Below are 21,507 nucleotides of genomic sequence, written 5' to 3'. Positions count from 1 at the left end.
TTCAAACCTTATCTATAAAACGTTAAGTTAACTACTTTACTCTAAAGTGATGTAGATAACTTATCAAAACAGCTCTTTCGTGGTTCGTTTTGACTGAACCCCTTGGAACTGGAGCGCATTCTAGAGATTTCTCGCTGGGCGTCAACCCTTTTTTGTAATAAGTTTGAAATAAACGTTTGTTCGCTTAATTAACGTACAGGCCACGTTTTTATTGAGGTTTATTCGACCGAATACCACATTTATTAACCACACTTCTATTAGCTGATACTCTTTCGTTAAACTAAACATTTATATTAATACAGTTTATAACTGATATTTTTTCAACCTTTAGTCGATATTTGCTAATATTAATGCACAAGTTCACAACCTAATTCTCATTATGAATAAAACTATATTACGTAGCTACAATAAAATCACACCAAAATTGGGCCAAAAGGTCTATATTGATGAGTCTGCTGTACTCGTTGGAGATATATCTATGGGTGACGATGTCAGTATTTGGCCTTTGGTCGCCGCTAGGGGTGATGTTAATACTATTAGCATTGGCAATAGAACCAATATCCAAGATGGTACGGTATTGCATGTAACCCGTAAAAGCGCAGGTAATCCAACAGGCAATCCTCTCATTATAGGTGAAGATGTTACCGTTGGTCACAAGTGCATGCTACATGGTTGCACGTTAGGAGATCGTATACTTGTTGGTATGGGGGCAATCATTATGGATGGCGCGATTATTGAAAGTGACGTTTTTATTGGTGCAGGTTCTTTGGTGCCTCCTCATAAAACGTTAGAGAGTGGTTACCTATATGTAGGTAACCCGGTAAAACAAGTGAGATTACTAAAAGAAAGTGAGCAAGCATTTCTTAGTCAGTCTGCGATTAATTATGTTGAGCTTAAGAATGAGTACCTTGCTCAATAATAATTTATTAGCCCGTTACTTATAATACAGCTCTATTCGACTTTCAGGGAGTGGCTCATTATCGTCGAGCCACTCTTCAACGATTTCTTCTAAATCAAATTTCAATGCATCACTCATTACATTATGCTTTGTACACTTAATAAGAATATTAATACGCTCACCAGAGAGTAATCCACTAAAGATCCAGCCCTGTTGGTTGTTATCATAAGTTATATCATCGTTGAAGATTATTTGTTGATTCATCTTAATCCTCTTTTCTTAGCCTATTTAGCACCGATGCTGTTTCAGGTGAAACATTTCGCCAAGTTCTAAAACTTTCGGCGGCTTGTTCTACCAACATACCTAAACCATCAATAACATTACTTGCGCCATTGGCTTTCGCCCAAGCTAAAAATGGACTAAGTTCTTTACCATAAACCATATCGTAACAGTCGGTATTAGCAATAAGCTCTTTTGATAACGGTGGAATTTTCCCCGTTAAGCTTGCCGATGTAGCATTGATAATAAGGTCAAACTTTTCTGCTTCCAGAGCATCGAACCCTGTAGCCGTTAATTTATTGTTGTTAAACTTTTTAATCAGCTCTTCGGCTTTACTAACTGTTCTATTGGCGATAACAATTTTCTGTGGTCCTTGTGCTAATAAAGGTAAAATCACGCCTTTAGCAGCACCACCGGCACCAAGTAATAAAATACGACTATTTTTTAATAATATTTTATGATTAAGGAGGTCTTGTACAAGCCCTTCCCCATCGGTGTTATCGCCAAATATTTTACCACCCGCAAACGTTAAGGTATTTACCGCGCCGGCAAGTTGAGCCCGCTCGGTTAATTTATCGCATAATGCCATCGCTTGTTCTTTAAAAGGAGCGGTAATGTTGGCACCTTTAGCGCCACTATTCATAAAAGTAATGATTGTTTGTTCAAATAGCTCTAGTGCTACATATTCACTTTGGTAGTTAAGTTGCTGCTGAGTTTGCTGCGCAAAAGATTGGTGAATGATGGGCGAACGTGATTGTTTGATAGGGTTACCAAAGACGCGATATTGATCCATAGAAAGCACTGGGTAATAAATTATACTTAAGGTTATCGTAATAAAGGCATGATGAATATAAAAAAAGCAGTTACCTTTATATAAAAGATGACTGCCTTAAAAGGGTGTTGTTAAGAGTTTGTGTTATTAATAATACTAAAACTTATAACCCAACATGATTGAATAAACCATAGGGTCAATTTCTACTGACGCAGACCCTTTAATATCACCAATTTTGAAGGTGGCATCGGCATTAATATCAATATAACGAGCGGAAGCATTTACGTGCCACTTATCATTTATTAAGTAATCGGCGCCCACTTGAAACGATAAGCCTAATGAGCCATCAAGCTCTAAATCATTAAAACCTAAGGATTCAGGTGTACTTTTAAAACTTTCATCAAAAAATATGGTGTAATTTATGCCAACACCCACATAAGGTTTAATGTTCGATGCACTGTTAAAGTAATAAAGTGCACTAATTGTAGGTGGTAACTGTGTGACTTCCGCTAATGTCGCACCATCGACGTTCGCACCAAACAGTCCGGCAGAGATACGTTGTTGATCGTGAATAATGACATCATGGGCGAATGGTGTTGCAGCTAAAACTTCTATTGCCCAATTGTTATCATAGAAATAAATAAAATTTAAGCCAAGTTGAGTATTGTCATCAACAGAAAGAGATAATGGCGTGTTACCTCCTAATGCTTCAACAAAAACCCCTGACTTACCGCTATCTGGGTTAACCATAGTCGCACCACCACGGAAAACAAAATCTCCGGTTTTATAATCTTCAGCAAAGGCAGTTACAGAAAGAGAAGCTAAAACAGCTAAAGTAAGTAAACGTTTTTTCATGTGCAAAGTCCCTGTTTATTTTGTGGGTATTTAATGAAACGGATTCTATAGAGACTTAAAAATAAAAACATGACCTAGCGCAATAAAATTGCGTTGTTTTAACTTTTATTTAAACATTTTACGAATAGAGGGGAGTAGAGGTAAATAACAGTGGCAAGTAAGCTTGGTGACGCAAATATAAAACAGCTAATGTCATTGACAGAAACACGAGAAGCTTTACGCTTCTCGTTCAATCGGCGTTCAAAAAAATCTAGCTGAAGTATTATAAATGAAAATAATTATTGAGCTAACCAGTCTTGCGGTACTAAGTACTGAGCCAGTTCAGCTTCTTGACTTGTTGGATCGGGCTGATAATTATATTCCCAACGAGCAAGTGGCGGCATCGACATTAATATCGATTCTGTACGCCCACCTGACTGCAAACCAAATAAGGTTCCTCGGTCAAAGACTAAGTTAAACTCAACATAACGGCCACGGCGATATAATTGAAATTGACGTTGTTGCTCAGAGAATTCAATGTGCTTTCTTTTTTCGATAATCGGAACATAAGCGTCAACAAAGCCTTGCCCAACAGCTTTAATATAATTTAAGCAAGTATCAAAATCCCATTGATTCAAATCATCAAAAAATAAACCACCGACACCACGCGTTTCATCTCGATGTTTTAAATAAAAATATTCATCGCACCATTTTTTATGCTCATTATAAACATTTTCACCAAAAGGCTGACAAAGTGATTTAGCCGTTTGGTGCCAATGAACAACATCTTCTTTTATAGGATAAAAAGGGGTTAAATCAAAACCACCACCAAACCACCACACAGGTTCCTCACCTTCTTTCTCAGCGATAAAAAATCGTACATTAGCGTGTGACGTTGGAATATAAGGATTTTTAGGGTGAATAACTAATGAAACACCACAAGCTCGCCAGGTTCTACCGGCTAGTTCAGGTCGATGAGCACTCGCTGATGGGGGTAACTTATCACCAGAGACTTCTGAAAAGTTAACACCACCTTGTTCAATAACAGTCCCGTCGGTTAATACTCGAGTACGGCCACCACCGCCTTCAGCGCGTATCCAGTTATCTTCAACGAACTGCCCACTACCGTCGGCGGCTTCTAATGCTGAACAAATATTGTCTTGCAGTGATTTTAAAAATTCAATGACTGTTTCTATGCTTACTTGGCTCATGCTCGAATTGTCTCTCCGGTCAGTGCATCAATTATTCTTGAAGGTTGAGTATACCCTAAAGTACTACCTTTTATGATGAAATCGATTTCAGCTGACAAAGTTTCTTCAACGTCTTGCCAAGTTCTTGCCGGCTCCTCCCCTGATAGGTTAGCACTGGTAGAAACAATCGGTTTATTTACCTTGTTGCATAGCGCTACTACATCAGGTTGGCTAGTCAATCGAACGGCTATGGTGGAAAATTTTCCAGTAAGTAGCCGATGGGTATTGCTATTTTTTGGCAATAATTGAGTAATACCGTTAGGCCAGCGAGAAAGTATACTCAAGCGTTTATCTTGCGGTATTTTACTGTCATCAATATAAGGGAGTAATTGAGAGTAGTTAGCCGCTAGTAAAATGAGGCCCTTTTCTGGAGAGCGGTTTTTAATGCTAAGTAATTTTTCAATTGCGAGTAAATTATCTGGATCGCAACCTAGGCCAAAAACAGCTTCGGTTGGATAAGCAATAATACCACCTTGGCTGTAAGCCTCTTCGGCAGAAGTCATCATAAATAATAATGGAAAATTAAAGGATTATTTTGTGATTATACGGCGTTTATCTAACAGATAAAATAAGTGTTTAATTTCAGATAAAAATAATTTTATCGCCAAAATTAAACACTTGATAGTTATGAGAGGCTTTTTACTTTTTCACGTAAAATAAATTTCTGTACTTTACCTGTCGACGTTTTTGGTAAATCACTAAACACAATTGTCTTAGGGGCTTTAAATGTAGCCATATGTTCTCGACAAAAACTGATGATATCTTGCTCTGTAGCGCTGCGGCCTCGCTTTAATGAAACAAAGGCACATGGAGTTTCCCCCCATTTCTCATCGCTTTTAGCGACAACGGCTGCTTCTAATATGTCAGGGTGTTGATATAAAATACTTTCGACTTCTACTGAAGATATATTTTCTCCACCTGAAATAATAATATCTTTAGAACGATCTCGTATTTCAATATAACCATCAGGATGCTTAACGGCTAAATCACCAGAATGGAACCAGCCATGTTTAAATGCTTCATTGGTCGCTTTCTCATTTTTTAAATAACCTTTCATCATACTATTACCACGAAACATAATTTCACCAACCGTTTCAGCATTACAAGGGACGGGCTGCATAGTTTCAGGGTCTAATACATCGACTTCTTCTTGTGTAGGATAGCGTACACCTTGACGTGCTTTTAACGCTGCTCGTTCATCATCGCTTTTATCATTCCATTCATCTTTCCACTCACTTACCACACAAGGCCCATAAACTTCAGTTAAACCATAGCCTTGGGTAATATCAAACCCCATTACTTCCATCCCTTTAATAACGGATGGTGGTGGCGGAGCCCCCGCGGTCATGATATTTATGCCACGTGGTACTTTTGCCAGTAACTTTTGGTCTGCATTTAAAATCATATTTAAGACGATTGGCGCGCCACAAAAATGGCTGACCTTATGCTCAATTAAACTTTCAATGATTGCGCCAACTTCTACCTGCCTTAAGCAAACTTGTGTTCCACCCACAGCAACAACAGTCCATGGAAAACACCAACCATTACAATGGAACATTGGCAGTGTCCATAGGTACACTGAGTTATTGCCTAATGGCCAGATCATGTTGTTACCCAGCGAATTTAAATAAGCGCCGCGATGTGAATAGACCACACCTTTTGGGTTACCCGTTGTCCCTGATGTGTAATTTAACGCCAGCGCTTGCCACTCATCATGAATTAAATTTCCGGTGAAATTTTCATTACCTTCGGCAAGTAAGTCTTGATACTCAACAGAACCTAAACGTTCACCGCCTTCACTCATTACATCGTCGATATCAATAATCAGCGGTTGACGTGAACATAAGGTTAGTGCTTTTTTTACCACACAAGAAAATGCCGTATCGGTTAAGAGTACATCACATTCGCCATGGTCGAAAAGAAAAGCAATACTTTCAGCGTCTAAACGAATGTTTATAGAATGTAATACTGCACCCGTTAACGGCACACCATAATGGGCGTCTAGAAAGGCAGGAATATTAGCCGCCATGATGGCTACTGTATTACCGGGCTTAACACCGCGTTGCATTAATGCTGAGGCTAGCCGTCTAACATTATTACGATATTCACGATAAGTGATTTTTTGTTTACCATGAATGATGGCAACGCGTTCAGGATGTACGTCGGCGGTTCGATTTAAAAAGTTAATCGGTGTTAAAGGCTGGCTATTGGCTGCAACTTTGTCTAAGCCTTGGTCATAAATATTGTTCATCGACTTTCCTCATTATATTACGGTGCTGGTAGCTATTTAGTGCTACTTAACTTCTGCACTTACTGAGGATAGTTTACGCCTATTATTGCGTATAAAAATTATCCTTTGGTCTAATGGGGGAATTGGGGTATTCACATTCGATCGCAGTAAATATCTAGCGGAATATTTATATTTTAGCTAAACAAAAATATCAGGGTAAATTTTGGGCATAAAAAAACCAGCAAGTAGCTGGTTTCTCAAATAACACATAAAATTTATGTTAATTTTTCTTGCATCGCTTCATCTTTTGCAAGTAAAGCAATAACATTAGCAGCGCGTTCTGCTTTTACTTTTTCTGCAATAGACGGATCAGCAACACCTAATATTTGTGCGGCTAAATAACCCGCATTTTTTGCACCAGCTTTACCAATAGCAACTGTTGCAACCGGTATTCCACCAGGCATCATAACCGTTGAAAGTAAGGCATCATGACCTTGTAATGGTCCGTTATCAATTGGAACACCAATAACTGGACGTGTGGTCATTCCTGCAACAGCACCGGCTAAATGAGCCGCTAAACCTGCAGCACATATAAAGACTTTACAGCCACGTTCTTCGGCATCTTTTACGTAAGCTTTAGCAGCATCAGGTGTTCTATGTGCTGAACGAACACGTACTTCATGTTCAATACCAAATGTTTTTAAAACGCTGATGGTTGCTTGCATAACAGGTAGGTCAGAATCTGAACCCATTAAAATTGCAACAAAAGTTGATGACATTTTGTCTCTCCAGAAGTTTAGTTAAATAATTGCGCGTATTATATCTCTTTACGCTTATAGGTGCATTTCTTTTCTGGACAGATTATGACGTTACCACTCGCCATTTTACGCTTCACTAATATCGGCCAATGGCATTGAGGGCAATTTTCAGCAACGGGTGGATAATTAAGGACATACTTGCATTTAGGATATTGTTCACAAGAATAAAATGTTTTGCCATAGCGATTGGTACGCTCAATTAATTCGGCTTGCTTACCCTTTTTCTGGCACTGTGGGCAAGCTACGCCAACGTCTTCTTGACCACTAGTATCTTCAATATGATGGCATTGGGGATAATTGGAACAACCGATAAACATTCCATATCGCCCTTGTTTAACCGCAAGTTCATGTTGGCACTCTGGGCATTCAGTTCCAGCTAAAATTTTATCTTCGACACGTTCGTGTTCGACAACTGGACGAGTGAAATCGCAGGCAGGATAGGAAGCACAACCAAAAAACTTTCCCGACTTACTATTCTTTATAACAATTTCACTGCCACATTCTGGGCACACTTCATACGCTTTTTCTAAAGCATGTTCGTGCTGTGAAAATAAGGGTTTATCAGAATTAGGCATAATGCAATCACTAGAATATTGTTAACGTTATTATGCCACGATTAGCCAAACTTAAGCGAGTTATACGATTGACACTTAATGTAATGGGCCTTCTTGCTCATCAAAAATAAGATCTTCCATTTGCGAGTAAGCATTTTCTTTACCTGGCACGTTAAATAACACCATAAGTACCACCCACTTTAAATCATCAATCGAGAAGAACTTAGTATCTAACTCCATCACGCGGTCAATAACCATTTCTCGTGTGGTAAAATCTAGGACATTCACTTGCTCTAAAAATAAAAGAAACCCTCGACACTCGACATCAAGTAATTGCATTTCATCATCAACATAGACACGTACTGAGCGACGCCCTACTCGCGTTAAATACGGATAAGCATCGGTGTCTTGAAGTGCTGCTAGCTTTTCTAACCAACTTAGCGCTTTATATATTTCGTCTTGATGAAAACCTGCTCGGGTAAGTTCATCCGTTAATGACTCATGATCCACCATGATTTCGGCTTCACTATGTATATAGTTTTCAAAAAGATACATCAGTATATCAAACATAATTAGCCCCTATTTTACTCTTAGGTAACCCCCTGGAACCGTAGCAACCAGACCTTTAAGCTCTAACATTGTTAACCGAGTTAGTACGACATCTATCGGTAATTTGCTTCGTGAAACCACCATATCTACGGGGGTGATCTCATAACCCACACTAGCTAACAATGAATCGTTAAACAAGTGTTGTTTTTGACTTTTTTCTAAGCGTTGTTCTTTCTCTTTGTTTATCGTTAAGTGTAGACCTCTTTGTGGCAGTAGATCTAATTCATCAACTATATCGGCAATATTATCGACAAGTTTAGCACCTTGTTTAATCAGCCAGTGACACCCTTTAGCTTGTGGGTTATTAATGGTACTTGGGATAGCAAACACGTCACGATTTTGTTCCATGGCGCAACGAGCGGTTACCAAAGAGCCACTTTTAATAGTGGCTTCAACCACCAGCACCCCCACACTTAAACCACTAATCAATCTATTTCGTTTGGGGAAATAACCTGGCTTAGGTGGGGTGTTTGGAGGAAATTCACTGATAATAGCACCGTCATTGTCTAGAATGTTTTTTGCTAATAATCTATGTCTTGCTGGATAGACCTGATCTAAACCGGTCGCGACAACCGCGATGGTTTTACCTCCTGCCGATAACGTCCCCTGGTGAGCGGCGCCATCTATACCTAGCGCTAAACCACTCGTGACCACTAATCCAGCATTTGCTAACTGTTGTGCAAATTTAAACGCATTCTCTCGACCATTAATACTGGCATCTCGGCTACCGACCATCGCAATTTGCATTTGGTTTAATAGGCTAATATTTCCTTGGGCAAATAAAACCAATGGCGGATCATAAATTTGCTTTAACTGTGAAGGGTAACGAGAGTCAACAAAAGGAATAATGGCACTAATACATCGTTCAGTGGCGGCAATAATTTCAGAAATTCTTTGCCAATCAGGAGATCTAATCGCCGCTATCTGTTTTTGAGTAAGGTTTAATGATGACAGTTCTTGTGAGGAATGAAAAAGTTGTTCTACTCCAAAGAGTTCAACAAGTCTTAATTTTTTATCGATAGCTAGGCGTGGTATAAGCTTAAGCGCCAGCCAAAAGTGACTCGCGCTTTTCTTTTTATACTCATCACCCTGTTGAGGGATAACAGCTAAATTATACTTTATTGTCACTGTCTTCTCCCTAAGTACAGCGGTTTTACTTGTAAATTAAGATGAATTGCCTGTTGGTTAGTTTTCCACGGGTGAAGTAATAATATCTTGTAATCGAAGCGGTTTACTTGAACGCATAACGAGCGCTAAACTCACTTGCTGATACACTTTAAAAATCATCATTTCGCCAACAACCTCTTCTGGCATTTTATAATCAGAGCTCTCAACATTTGCCATACGATTCCACCGTGAAGCATCTTTGCTATACGTTGGGCCGTTACTTGTTTCAACAACACCTGGGCTGATTCGTTTTACCGAAACAATATCTCCTTGCTCAACGGCATGTTCGGCGCCACGATTAATCATTACGACGTCGAGTTTTCCAAATTCACTTAACCCACTCATACTGTTGATAATTAGTCCACGTAACGACTTAGTCGCTGGCTTTAGACTAAAAAATGACGGGTATTGTTGGTTTTCATTGACGGGCAGAATGAAATCACCGGAACGAATTTCTTCTTTAACGCCATCGACATACAAGGTAGCAGGCACTTTATTGTCAATATCACCGGTGCGTAAGACTTTTCCGGTACCTACAACACTAATGTTGTAGCCTAAAAGTTCTTGTGTTTCAGGGTCATAAATAGGCTTTTCTTTCTGATATATACCATAACCTTTGCCTAACTCTAATTCGCCGTTTACATAGAGATTAAAGCCGTCAATACTAGAGTTATAACCTTCATCACTCCCTAGTATATAAGGGAGCTTTGCAATGTCATCTTCAGATAAAATGCTACTGTAATTAATATAAGGCGCAATCACGTCCAAGGATAAACTTGAAATAGCAGATTGATCTTTTAATTTAACTCGTGCTCGGGGCGACCATTTAAGTTCAGGCTTTCCTCGCACTAACATTGGTTGCCCTTTTTCGTCAAAAACTAAACGAAGCTCGTCACCAGGATAAATTAAATGAGGATTATCAATATCAGGATTCAATCGCCACAACTTTGGCCAGAGCCAAGGCTGCTTGAGAAATATTGCTGAAATATCCCACAAAGTATCCCCCTTTTTAACAAAGTAAGATTTTGGGGCATTTTTATTTAATGTTAACTCATCAGCAGTAACCAATACTGAAAAAGACAAGCAGAGTATTAACAAAAAACTACGTATTAGCATGATAGTTCGCCTATTAAACAGATATATTAAGCTTTTAGCCTAAACCACTATTATTAATTATATTTAATAGCTAAAATTGAAACATAACACTCAATGCGATATTTCGCGAATTATTTGAATATTTATGACTATTTTAAACGTACTTAGATTTCCTGACGAACGCTTGCGCACTAAAGCGTTACCTGTAGAAGATATTAACAGTGATGTACAACAAATAATTGATGACATGTTTGAGACCATGCGAGAAGAGAACGGTGTTGGTTTAGCTGCCACCCAGGTCAATATCCATCAACGTATTGTCGTCATTAATGTTTCAGAAGACGAAGACGAGTCTTATGTCTTGATTAACCCAGAAATAATTAGCCATAGTGATACAACCGAAATCAATGAAGAAGGTTGTTTATCTGTGCCCGGTTGTTACGCAAAAGTTGACCGCTACACAGAAGTTACCGTGAAAGCGCTCGATCGTGAAGGACAAGCATTTACCTTAAATGCAACTGAGTTACTCGCAGTTTGTATACAGCATGAATTAGATCATTTAGATGGTAAGTTATTTGTTGATTATCTATCACCATTAAAACGCCAGCGGATAAAAGCAAAACTAGAAAAAGAAGCTCGTTTAGCCAACAATTAATTATTGTTTTTATTAATATAATTCGGAATAAAACTTTGTCAAAAGCTCTTAAAATTATTTTTGCTGGCACGCCAGACTTTGCTGCACAACATCTGGCGGCGCTAATTAACTCTCATCATGAAGTGGTCGCGGTTTACTGTCCACCCGATAAACGTGCTGGACGTGGTAAAAAGCTAACCGCTTGTGCTACCAAAGAACTCGCTTTATCGCATGGTATTGTTGTTGAGCAACCAGTTAATTTTAAAGACGCTGGCGATCAAGAAAAGCTAGCCAGTTATAATGCTGATATTATGGTTGTTGTCGCTTACGGCTTATTATTGCCAATGGTTATTTTAGAAGCTCCGCGTTTAGGCTGTGTAAATGTACATGGCTCGATATTGCCAAAATGGCGTGGCGCCGCACCTATTCAACGTTCATTAGAGGCCGGTGATAAAGAAACAGGTGTGACGATTATGCAGATGGACAAAGGTTTAGATACTGGAGACATGATAGCTAAAGCAACCTGTGAAATTACTCAACAAGATACTAGCGCCACACTCTATGAAAAATTAGCCGATATCGGCCCTATTGCTTTACTAAGCACGCTTGATTTAATGGCTGAGAACAAGCATAGCGCCGAGCCTCAAGATAATAATTTAGCTAACTATGCGGCCAAACTTGATAAAGATGAAGCAGAATTAGATTGGCAATTACCCGCTGTAGAACTTCATCGTAAAGTTCGTGCTTATATGCCATGGCCAGTTGCACAATTTACCTTTACTGATGAAAAAAATATCGAACATCGTATTCGGATTTGGCAAGCCAGCTATACTGATGAGGCTCATGGTTGCCTGCCTGGCACAATAATTTCGGCAAATAAAAACGGGGTTACTGTTGCTACAACTTCAGGTTCACTGTGCTTAGAGTCATTGCAATTACCCGGTAAAAAGCCAATGCCAGCGCGTGATATTTTAAACGGAAAAGCACTATGGTTTGCTGAAAAAAGCCATATTAATAATTTAACTGCAAACAACATGAGTGAACAATAATGGCGACTAATATTAGAGCCCTAGCGGCAAGGTGTTGTTTTGCTGTTGTTGATAAAGGCAGAAGCCTTAGCGATGAGTTACCCAAAGCTCAAGCAAAAGTAGAAGGGAAAGATAAAGGACTTTTACAAGAACTTTGTTACGGCGTTTTACGGTATTTACCGGCACTTGAATATGACTTACGCCAGCTAATGGATAAGCCATTAAAAGGTAAACAACGGGTTGGCCACTTTCTTATTCTAGTGGGCATATATCAAGTAAAGCATACGCGTATTCCTGACCACGCGGCGGTAAGTGAAACAGTAGCAGCAACAAAACCTTTAAAGTGCGACTTTTTAAGAGGTTTAATTAATGGTGTCTTACGTAATGTTCAACGTAACCTAGCCAAAGACGATGCAGCAGAAATCGCAGCGAAGTTACCTGATCCAATAAAATATTCACACCCAAGCTGGTTTATCAAAAAGGTACAAAACGCTTACCCTGATCAATGGCAAGAAATTCTTAATGCTAATTTAGAGCGACCGCCGATGTGGTTAAGAGTCAATCAACGCCACCATAATGTGACTGAATATTTAGCTTTACTCGAGCAAGCAGAAATCCCTGTAGCACTCGTTGACGATAAATCATCAGCGATTAAACTCATTGCTGCTGTAGATGTTAATAAGCTTCCTGGCTTTATTGATGGTTGGATCTCAGTTCAAGATGGTGCGGCTCAACAAGCCGCGATATTACTCGATACTCAAGCGGGTGACTTTGTACTTGATTGTTGTGCTGCCCCAGGCGGTAAAACTTGCCACATTCTAGAATTAACCCCTGACTTAGCAAAAATGACGGCCATTGATATTGAAGAAAGTCGTTTATTAAGAGTAGAAGAAAACTTATCGCGCCTTAACTTATCAGCCGAGGTAATTACTGCTGATGCTGCTTCACAAGAATGGTGGGATGGACAACTTTTCGACCGTATTTTACTCGACGCCCCCTGCTCGGCTACCGGTGTAATTCGTCGCCACCCCGATATAAAATGGTTGAGAAAAGCAGAAGACATTGAAAAACTGGCAATATTGCAGCAACAAATATTAAAAAACATTTGGTCTTTACTTAAACCTGGCGGTATTTTGCTTTATGCAACCTGTAGTATTTTACCCGAAGAAAATATTCAACAGATAGAAGAGTTCTTATCTGAGAATAACAATGCTAAATTAGTACCAATAACAAATGAAAAAACCGACATAGGCTGGCAAATTTTGCCAAATGAGCAATCAATGGACGGTTTTTATTACGCTAAATTAGAAAAAACAATATAGGCTCTGATGATCTTTCAACCTTGCCGCTTAAAGACTAAAAATGAAAGTTAACTTATGAAAATAATAATAATTGGCGCAGGGCAAGTGGGCGGAACATTAGCTGAAAATCTTGTTGGTGAGCGTAACGATATTACGCTCATTGATACCAATGCAGAAACCTTGCATGAATTACAAGATAAAATGGACTTGCAAGTTGTTATTGGTAATGGCTGTCACCCTGATGTATTAAAGCAAGCGGGTGCAGAGGATGCCGAGTTGGTTATCGCGGTAAGTAGTGATGATGCAACGAATATGCTCGCCTGCCAAATTTGTTATACTTTATTTAACACCGCAAATAAAATAGCCCGAATTCGTTCATCACAAATATTGCGCTACCAAAAAGAACTCTTTCAATCAAAAAACATACCCGTAGACCATGTTATTGCTCCAGAACAATTAGTTACTCGTGATATTGCGCGTTTAATTGATTACCCTGGCGCACTACAAGTCTTAGAGTTTGCCCAAGGAAAAGTCAGTTTAGTTGCCGTAAAAGCTTATTACGGGGGGTTATTGGTTGGTCATGCCCTGTCAACTTTGCGCGAGCATATTCCTAATGTTGACACACGAGTAGCGGCTATTTATCGTAACGGAAAACCTATCCGTCCGCTGGGTACTACCGTTATTGAAGCAGATGATGAAGTGTTTTTTATTGCTGCCACTATCCATATTCGTGCGGTAATGAATGAACTGCAAAAACTTGAAGCCTCATATAAAAGAATTATGATCGCTGGCGGTGGTAATATAGGCGCCGGCTTAGCTAAAATCTTAGAAAAAAATCATCAAGTTAAACTTATTGAACGTTCACCAAAGCGTGCGGAATACTTAGCCTCTGAGCTCAATGATACCTTAGTTTTTATTGGTGATTCTTCCGACCAAGAACTGTTACTCGAAGAACATATTGATCAATTCGATGTGTTTATTGCGGTCACCAACGACGATGAAGCAAATATCATGTCATCTTTGTTAGCAAAACGCTTAGGTGTACGTAAAGCGATGGTGCTAATTCAGCGAAGTGCTTATATAGATTTAGTACATGGCAGCGATATCGATATTGCCGTATCACCGCAACACGCTACTATCTCGGCATTATTGACACATGTACGCCGTGGTAGTATTGATAACGTATATAGCTTACGTGGTGGTGCTGCAGAAGCGATTGAAATTATTGCTAAAGGTGATGAAAAATCTTCAAAAGTAGTCGGCAAAACCATCCAAGCAATAAAGTTGCCGCCGGGGACCACCATTGGCGCCATTGTTAGACAGGATGAAGTGTTAATTGCTCACTCTGACACTAAGATAATGTCAGAAGATCATGTTATTCTTTTCTTAGTCAATAAACGTTATATTTATGATGTAGAGAAACTTTTCCATGTTGACGCGCTAACATTTTATTAAGATAAAAAATGAATATCGAGACATAAAAAACCCCAGATTTATCTGGGGTTTTTTATTTCTATTATTACACTATACCCTACATCTAAGAGCGCCAGAAACCTGGAGTAAAGAGTACTAATAAAGTAAATATTTCTAATCGCCCAAAGAGCATAGCAACAATTAATACCCATTTACTGAAATCGGTGATCTCTGCAAAATTTGCGGCTACAGCACCTAAGCCTGGACCTAAGTTATTCAGACAAGCAGCCACTGCTGTAAAAGCCGTAATGTCGTCCATACCTGTGGCAAGCAGTAACAACATACAAATAATAAATACCGCAGCATAAGCTGAGAAAAAGCCCCATATCGCTTCAACAACACGATCAGGTAAAGCTTTACGACCTAATTTTATCGTAAAAACGGCTTTAGGATGTACTAAACGGTTTAATTCTCGTAAGCCTTGTAGATATAAAAGTACCACTCGTACAACTTTCATTCCGCCACCTGTACTCCCCGCACAGCCACCAATAAAACTAGCAAAAATTAAGAGTATTGGCAGTAATGTCGGCCAATCGGCAAAGCTGGTTGTTGCAAAGCCGGCGGTGGTACTAATAGAGACTGACTGGAATAAGGCTTGGTCGAATGCTTCAAAACCATCTTCGTAAGTGCCTGTTGCTAACAGCACAATTAAACAAATGAGTGTTAAGACAAATTGGATAGCAATAAAGACTTTAAATTCTGGATCGAAGAAGTAATTTTTTAAGGAGCGACTGTGCAATACAGCAAAATGCAGCGCAAAATTTACCCCTGCGATCAGCAAGAAAAACACACAAACAAAATTTATCGCGGGGCTATTAAAATAGCCGATACTGTCGGTATGTGTAGAGTAACCCCCTATAGCAATTGTTGAGAAAGCATGACAAATAGCATCAAAGATAGACATGCCTGCTCCCCAATAGCTAATCGCACAGGCAATAGTTAAAAATAAATATATATACCATAAATGTTTTGCTGTATCGGCAATGCGCGGCGTCATTTTTGAATCTTTAACCGGCCCCGGTGTTTCAGCACGGTAAAGCTGCATACCACCAATACCTAACATAGGTAAAACGGCAACCGCTAAAACTATAATACCCATACCGCCAAGCCACTGTAATTGCTGGCGATACCAAAGTACTGCATGCGGTAAACCATCAATCTCTTTTAAGATGGTCGCCCCAGTTGTTGTTAAGCCAGAAAATGATTCAAAAAAAGCATCTGCAACAGATAAATTAGGCTTGTCTAAGAGCAAAAGCGGCACCGCAGAGAAACTCGCCAGTACTACCCAGAATAAAACAACAATTAAAAAGCCTTCACGTGCGCGCAAGTCACTTTTTTCATTTTTAAACGGATACCAAGCAAGTAAACCTGCAAATAAGCAAAACAGAAATGCAGTCAGAAAGGAGACACCACCACCATCACGGTATAATAGTGCAATTAAAGCAGGCGGTAACATGGTTACACTCAACAGAGCAACCAGTAAGCCAAGAATTCGAATGATATTTTTTATTTGCACGAGTTAATTTTTATTATTCAGTAAAGTCATCGACCACATGTTTTTTGATGATAAAGCATAAAGATAAACACTGCGACTTTAAATCACCTATTTCGTCTTTAATTTATTCAGCTGACACGTTTATTATAAGATTCACGTTCCATATCGACTATTTCGACGCTAATTGAAATTGATTTAATAGCAAAGGAATTTAGATGACTTAACACGAGTTTAGATAGCTCTTGCCTTTGTTCTAAATTGCGACCTGACAGGATTTTGCAACAAACATGAATAAACCTTTGTTGATTATTGCTAGTTTGACTTTCATTTCCCACAGTAAAATATGTAAAGGGTGTTGCTCTTACTTTAATATCAGTCGGAGAAAATAATAAAGACTTAACTGCTCCTGCAAAAACGGCAGACATAATTTCTTTCATATCTAGTTCTTGAGCCAGTTCTTGTGAATATTCGATAATACAATGTGGCATGAAGGTATCCTTTTTTATCTGATATTATCTTATATTACGGGTCAGTAGACCTAAGGGTTAATAACCCGGCAGAAAGCGTTTGTAATTGTTGCTTAACTTTTGTTAGTTGTTCTTCAGGTAACGCTATAATTAATTCTACTTGAGCGGCAAAGTCTTGTTGAATAATTTCACCCTTAGCTTGTTCAACAAAATACAAGACATCGTTTATCTGTCCGTAATCGCACGTTAATTGCTTTTCTACCATAGGAACTTTTGTACTTGTTTCTACTAACAATAATGCTTGACGAACACTGCCACCATAAGCCCGTTGTAACCCACCCGTACCGAGCTTAGTACCGCCAAAATAACGAACAACTATTGCACATAACTCACCAACATCACCTCCTTGTAAAACAGCTAACATCGGTCGTCCTGCTGTACCCGAAGGTTCACCATCATCAGAAGAGCCATAACCTTGGCTATCATCTGGTTTTCCTGTGAGAAATGCATAGCAATGATGGCTTGCTTGAGGATGTAATTTTCGACACTTAATTAATAGTTCTTTAGCATCTTCGTGGCTTGTACATGGGGAAATAAAACAAATAAAACGACTACGGCTAACGATTGTTTCATCAACAATACTGTTAGCCGCTACTTTGTAAGGTTTGTTCATAAAATATAAAGTCGTAAATATAGTCTTAAGGGTTATTTCAACTCTAATTCACGGGTCATATTTTCGTTATGCAATTGATGAACAATAATATTATCTTCAATACGAATGCCACCAAATGGACGCATAGCCTCTATTTTTTCCCAATTTATCATTTTGCCATTTTTTGAAGCTTTAAGATCGGCCAATAATGATTCAATAAAATATAAGCCTGGTTCAATGGTAAATACTTGATTACTTTCAATAATACGTGAAGTACGTAAAAAAGGATGTTGTTCTGGTGTATTAGCATGAGTACCGCGTTCATCGGCCATAAAGCCGCCAACATCATGAGTTTGTAAGCCTAAATGATGACCTAAACCATGCGGAAAGAAGGTTGAAATAATACCCGTTTCAACTGCTGTATCAACATCAACATTAATAAAGCCGAATTCATGTAAGACATTACCAATATCACGATAGGTTTCAATATGTAAATCGACATAGCTTTTCCCGGGTTTTAAGCCATCAACAGCATTGAGCATCAATTTGTTCATGCGGGCAATCAATTCAGCAAACTTATCTCGTTTAAATGAATAAGTACGTGTTATATCAGAGGCATAACCATTAAAGCTTGCGCCTGCATCAATTAAAAATGAACGATGTGCTTGCGGTACACCACGGTCTAAAGCGGTGTAATGTAAAATTGAGGTATTCGTGTTCAGTGCAACAATATTGCCATAAGGTGTTTCGTCACCGGTATGATTGGTTGCTTTTAAATAGGCTTGCTGAATATCAAACTCTGACGAGCCTTGCAAGAAAGCGCTTTTTGCCGCTTTATGACCAGTAACAGCAATCGCGTTCGACTTACGTAAACACTCTTGTTCATATTGCGTTTTATAAGCGCGATGATAATGTATGTAATTGAGTAAAGGCTCAGGGTTTATATTTTTAAATCCTAGCGCTTTTGCTACTTCGATATGTTCGCCTATGTAGGCAAAATCGGTTTTATCATAGGGTAGCAATTTCTCAACATCAGTCGCTTTGGTCAGCACTTTAACATCAAAAAAATCATTCCAATAGTCATTAGCTAAAGGTGTAATTTTATGCCAAAAATCAACAGGTTGGTAATAGATAAGTGTTGGTTTATCTTCACCATTAATAATCAACCAGCAATTGGGAATATTCACTAATGGTAACCAAGCTTTAAAATGAGGATTCACTTTAAAGGGGTAACCATAATCATCGAGAAATACTTTAATTTCTTGACCAGAATGAATCACTAAACCTTGTAGATTCTCACGTTTTAAAACAGACTTCGACCGTTGCTGAAGTTCGCTAATATGGGCTGGGTAAAGTGTTGCTAATTTGATCATTGATCGCGCCTCTGAAAATTTTCCAATATCATATCATACTCTTCTAACGTTTGAATTTACTGAGCAATACTCATCGTAAATATCTGATCAAAGAGTGATACATCCTGCCCTACTTTTATTTGATATATTTCTTGATATGCCATAACACTTTTCACATACTCACGTGTTTCTTTATAAGGAATCGTCTCTATCCAAATATCGGCTGGCATAGGCTCCAAGCCTTTTAACCAACTCCGAACACGATACGGACCGGCATTATAAGCTGCTGTAGCAAGCACTTGATTACCATCATGTCGGTCAAGTAAACGCTTTAAATACTTTGTACCTAGCTTTATATTGTCTTTCGCATTCATTAAACGCTTGTTAGTCACTTGACGCTTCTGTAAATGTTTAGCTGTTGCGGGCATAACTTGCATTAACCCCTTTGCGCCTGCGGGTGAGTTAGCATCGGCCATAAATGAGCTCTCTCTGCGCGCTATTGCAAATGCCCAGGCAGGGTTTATTTTGTAAATTCCGGATGAATGCGTTATTTCATCAGCAAATGCTAATGGAAAACGTAAATCAACATCATTCAAATAACCCACTTTAGATAAGGTAAAAATGGCGCGATCAAACCACTGTGCTTCATAAGCTATTCTTGATGCGGCCAATTTTTCTCGATCACTTAACTGCGATAACCAATAATTCCATTCAAGCCGAGCTTGATGAAAACGTCCAATATGGAAGAATTCAAAAGCCCGCTTTGCTGCTGGGTTTTTCAATAAGTCGACTTTTTCAGCATCAGTAATCGCTAATGGATAATTTTGTAGGTTAACACTTTGCTTTATAGCACTTGCGGCAAGGAACCCATAGTAATGACGTTTATTCGCTAGTTCACTTAATACTTCATGCCCTAGTGCTGTTTCTCCAGTTTCAAGTAGGCTACGTCCATACCAGTAGCGCCATTGATTTTTCTGGTGTAATGTTTCAGGTAGTGCCCTTAAATCAGCTTTAATCGCTGGCCAATCTTGAGCTCTAAGTAGATCAGCCATTCTCCATTGCACAATGTTTGTCGACTGCAGTTTCTCATCCACTTTAGCTAGCCATGTCGCTGAGCTTTTATGGTTTTTACTGGCTAACGCAATAGCGAATTTTAAAACAATTTGCTGTTGTTGTGCTTCTGAAAAAGGTAATACTTCGATAGCCTTACTATATGTCTTTAACGCTTTTTCAGAGTCACGCCAAATTAAACGTTTTAAACCATAAGCGGCAATAGAGGCTTCTTTAACAGATTTCTGTGGAAAGCGTTTCATATTGCTAATGTAGGCAGGATCACGTCGCACTTTATGCCATAAGCTGCCTAAATACTGATCTTTTTTTGGTAGTAGTTGAGTCAAATAAGGGATTAAGGTGTGTTTACCTCCATCTGCAGCCAGAGCTATACGTTGCCATATACGTTCATCGGTTCTATAACCTGCTTTTTGCCAAAGCGTAAAAAGTGGATCACACACTTTCGGCTGAGACTTTCCTACCACCCATAGTTTAGTGACTTCAGGTAAAATTTTTGACTCCGCCACGCCTGATTGTAATTGATAACGATAATACTGACAGGTTAATTCCACATCAGAGGTCGGCTTAAAGAAGTCCTGAAATAATAATGCGTTGTCTTGTTTAGCTAAATAGTTCAGCCATTTTTTACGCAGTGGCCAGTCGAGTGGTGATCCGCGATATGTTTCAAGGAACTGACTAATTTCACCTGTATATGACATATTCATACCATGCATTAATCGTTGCTGATCTAAGTAAGGCTGCAATGGGTAATAGTGTAACTGCTGATACAAGGTTTGATAATGCAATGAATTGGGTTGCCAGACGTACTTTTCTGCTTCTTGAAATGCATCACGAATACTGGTTTGACTTATTGATGTTGTTGCACTAATTGTACTTGAGAGGAAAAGTGAGAATATTATTAACACTGACGATGTTAAACGAAACATAGCGTTACCTTAATTATAAGAAAATTTACTTCCCTTGGCCGTTAATTGACCCGTTCTACCTAAATATATTTCTGTTTACATCTGTAACTCTACCCTTAACAGACTAGTTAGCAGTTACCCTTAATTTTTCATGCATAGCCCAACAAAGCAAGTGAAATTAGCATTCTGTAATGCTTGATACTTATCATCAATAAATTAGCTTTTAAAGTCGTTACAAGGTAATGATAATTTAGTTTTTATAAATAAAATTTAGTCTTGATACCCTGCTTTCATTTTTTTTGCTAACATTGCCTTATTAATTATCTCCTTTGTATATCACCATGAATAATAACCCTGAAGATGTTTTCAAAAATCCCGACCATTTATTAGATGCTGTTGGGTTACGTTGCCCAGAGCCCGTCATGATGGTAAGGAAATCGATTCGAAAAATTTCCGCTCAAGAAACTTTATTAATAACGGCAGACGACCCTTCCACAACTAGAGATATACCCAGTTTTTGTCGTTTTATGGATCATGAACTTATCGCCGAACAAACTCATGAAAAACCTTTCCTTTATTTGATCAAAAAAGGGAAAGCTTAACACTTTCCCTTTTTAAATATT

The 21,507-nt window shown here is 38.8% G+C and carries 22 protein-coding genes; 6 read left to right on the top strand and 16 right to left on the bottom strand.

Features of this window, described 5'->3' with window-relative positions; translation table 11 throughout:
* Positions 1-379 precede the first annotated feature (379 nt).
* Positions 380-919, top strand: coding sequence for a gamma carbonic anhydrase family protein (locus tag H4J62_RS13595; RefSeq protein ID WP_182217472.1), 540 nt, complete (start codon positions 380-382; stop codon positions 917-919).
* Between the two features lie 15 nt (positions 920-934).
* Here the strand turns inward: H4J62_RS13595 and H4J62_RS13590 are convergent, their stop codons facing one another.
* The 11 genes from H4J62_RS13590 to H4J62_RS13540 all read right to left on the bottom strand — a co-directional run bounded on the left by H4J62_RS13590 (position 935) and on the right by H4J62_RS13540 (position 10,527).
* Complete coding sequence (locus tag H4J62_RS13590) at positions 935-1,162, bottom strand: hypothetical protein (protein ID WP_182204140.1); 228 nt, start codon at positions 1,160-1,162, stop codon at positions 935-937.
* 1 nt (position 1,163) lies between these two features.
* Positions 1,164-1,970, bottom strand: a complete 807-nt coding sequence (gene aroE / locus H4J62_RS13585; RefSeq protein WP_182217474.1) for a shikimate dehydrogenase — start codon at positions 1,968-1,970, stop codon at positions 1,164-1,166.
* A 135-nt stretch (positions 1,971-2,105) separates the two neighbouring features.
* Positions 2,106-2,804 (bottom strand): OmpW family protein, encoded by a 699-nt coding sequence (locus H4J62_RS13580; RefSeq protein WP_182217476.1) that lies wholly within the window; start codon positions 2,802-2,804, stop codon positions 2,106-2,108.
* 278 nt (positions 2,805-3,082) lie between these two features.
* A complete protein-coding gene (hemF, locus tag H4J62_RS13575; protein WP_182175890.1) occupies positions 3,083-3,994 on the bottom strand; it encodes an oxygen-dependent coproporphyrinogen oxidase in 912 nt (303 codons plus the stop codon).
* A complete protein-coding gene (locus H4J62_RS13570; RefSeq protein ID WP_182175891.1) occupies positions 3,991-4,539 on the bottom strand; it encodes a Sua5/YciO/YrdC/YwlC family protein in 549 nt (182 codons plus the stop codon). Before H4J62_RS13570 ends, hemF begins: the two co-directional genes overlap by 4 nt.
* A gap of 119 nt (positions 4,540-4,658) precedes the next feature.
* Complete coding sequence (locus tag H4J62_RS13565; RefSeq protein ID WP_182217478.1) at positions 4,659-6,284, bottom strand: acyl-CoA synthetase; 1,626 nt, start codon at positions 6,282-6,284, stop codon at positions 4,659-4,661.
* Positions 6,285-6,538: 254 nt separating this feature from the next.
* Entirely contained in the window at positions 6,539-7,042 is a 504-nt protein-coding gene (gene purE, locus H4J62_RS13560) for a 5-(carboxyamino)imidazole ribonucleotide mutase (protein WP_070375268.1), read from the bottom strand.
* Between the two features lie 38 nt (positions 7,043-7,080).
* Complete coding sequence (locus tag H4J62_RS13555; protein ID WP_070375269.1) at positions 7,081-7,656, bottom strand: topoisomerase DNA-binding C4 zinc finger domain-containing protein; 576 nt, start codon at positions 7,654-7,656, stop codon at positions 7,081-7,083.
* Positions 7,657-7,731: 75 nt separating this feature from the next.
* Entirely contained in the window at positions 7,732-8,205 is a 474-nt protein-coding gene (locus tag H4J62_RS13550) for a DUF494 family protein (RefSeq protein WP_070375270.1), read from the bottom strand.
* Between the two features lie 9 nt (positions 8,206-8,214).
* Entirely contained in the window at positions 8,215-9,372 is a 1,158-nt protein-coding gene (gene dprA, locus H4J62_RS13545; protein WP_310733552.1) for a DNA-processing protein DprA, read from the bottom strand.
* A gap of 57 nt (positions 9,373-9,429) precedes the next feature.
* Entirely contained in the window at positions 9,430-10,527 is a 1,098-nt protein-coding gene (locus H4J62_RS13540; protein WP_182217480.1) for a LysM peptidoglycan-binding domain-containing protein, read from the bottom strand.
* 124 nt (positions 10,528-10,651) lie between these two features.
* Between H4J62_RS13540 and def the strand changes: the two genes are divergently transcribed.
* From def to trkA, 4 genes are read left to right on the top strand one after another with little or no spacing between them, the layout of a single operon-like run.
* The gene (gene def, locus H4J62_RS13535) at positions 10,652-11,161 is read left to right on the top strand and encodes a peptide deformylase (RefSeq protein ID WP_182217482.1); all 510 of its coding nucleotides are present in this window, start codon (positions 10,652-10,654) and stop codon (positions 11,159-11,161) included.
* 35 nt (positions 11,162-11,196) lie between these two features.
* Positions 11,197-12,189 carry a methionyl-tRNA formyltransferase gene (gene fmt / locus H4J62_RS13530; RefSeq protein WP_182217484.1) on the top strand — a complete coding sequence of 331 codons (993 nt, stop codon included), beginning with the start codon at positions 11,197-11,199 and terminating at the stop codon, positions 12,187-12,189.
* Positions 12,189-13,490 carry a 16S rRNA (cytosine(967)-C(5))-methyltransferase RsmB gene (gene rsmB, locus H4J62_RS13525; protein ID WP_182217485.1) on the top strand — a complete coding sequence of 434 codons (1,302 nt, stop codon included), beginning with the start codon at positions 12,189-12,191 and terminating at the stop codon, positions 13,488-13,490. Before fmt ends, rsmB begins: the two co-directional genes overlap by 1 nt.
* Before the next feature lie 54 nt (positions 13,491-13,544).
* Positions 13,545-14,924: a Trk system potassium transporter TrkA gene (gene trkA / locus H4J62_RS13520; RefSeq protein ID WP_070375275.1), complete on the top strand. Its 1,380-nt coding sequence runs from the start codon at positions 13,545-13,547 to the stop codon at positions 14,922-14,924.
* An 82-nt stretch (positions 14,925-15,006) separates the two neighbouring features.
* Here trkA and H4J62_RS13515 read toward each other — a convergent pair whose 3' ends face one another.
* From H4J62_RS13515 to H4J62_RS13495, 5 genes are all read right to left on the bottom strand, one after another.
* Positions 15,007-16,458 (bottom strand): TrkH family potassium uptake protein, encoded by a 1,452-nt coding sequence (locus H4J62_RS13515; RefSeq protein WP_070375276.1) that lies wholly within the window; start codon positions 16,456-16,458, stop codon positions 15,007-15,009.
* A 107-nt stretch (positions 16,459-16,565) separates the two neighbouring features.
* Positions 16,566-16,925 carry a 5-carboxymethyl-2-hydroxymuconate Delta-isomerase gene (locus H4J62_RS13510; protein ID WP_182217487.1) on the bottom strand — a complete coding sequence of 120 codons (360 nt, stop codon included), beginning with the start codon at positions 16,923-16,925 and terminating at the stop codon, positions 16,566-16,568.
* Positions 16,926-16,959: 34 nt separating this feature from the next.
* Complete coding sequence (locus H4J62_RS13505) at positions 16,960-17,577, bottom strand: YigZ family protein (RefSeq protein ID WP_182217489.1); 618 nt, start codon at positions 17,575-17,577, stop codon at positions 16,960-16,962.
* Positions 17,578-17,609: 32 nt separating this feature from the next.
* On the bottom strand, positions 17,610-18,929 hold the full coding sequence (gene pepQ / locus H4J62_RS13500) for a Xaa-Pro dipeptidase (RefSeq protein WP_070375279.1): 1,320 nt from the start codon (positions 18,927-18,929) through the stop codon (positions 17,610-17,612).
* A gap of 56 nt (positions 18,930-18,985) precedes the next feature.
* Positions 18,986-20,905 (bottom strand): transglycosylase SLT domain-containing protein, encoded by a 1,920-nt coding sequence (locus H4J62_RS13495; RefSeq protein ID WP_182217491.1) that lies wholly within the window; start codon positions 20,903-20,905, stop codon positions 18,986-18,988.
* A 320-nt stretch (positions 20,906-21,225) separates the two neighbouring features.
* Between H4J62_RS13495 and tusA the strand changes: the two genes are divergently transcribed.
* Positions 21,226-21,486 (top strand): sulfurtransferase TusA, encoded by a 261-nt coding sequence (gene tusA / locus H4J62_RS13490; protein ID WP_182217492.1) that lies wholly within the window; start codon positions 21,226-21,228, stop codon positions 21,484-21,486.
* Positions 21,487-21,507 lie beyond the last annotated feature (21 nt).

This window comes from Colwellia sp. BRX8-5 (genome assembly GCF_014077325.1).
Taxonomy (GTDB): domain Bacteria; phylum Pseudomonadota; class Gammaproteobacteria; order Enterobacterales; family Alteromonadaceae; genus Colwellia_A.
This window is presented reverse-complemented; position numbering and strand designations above follow the sequence as displayed.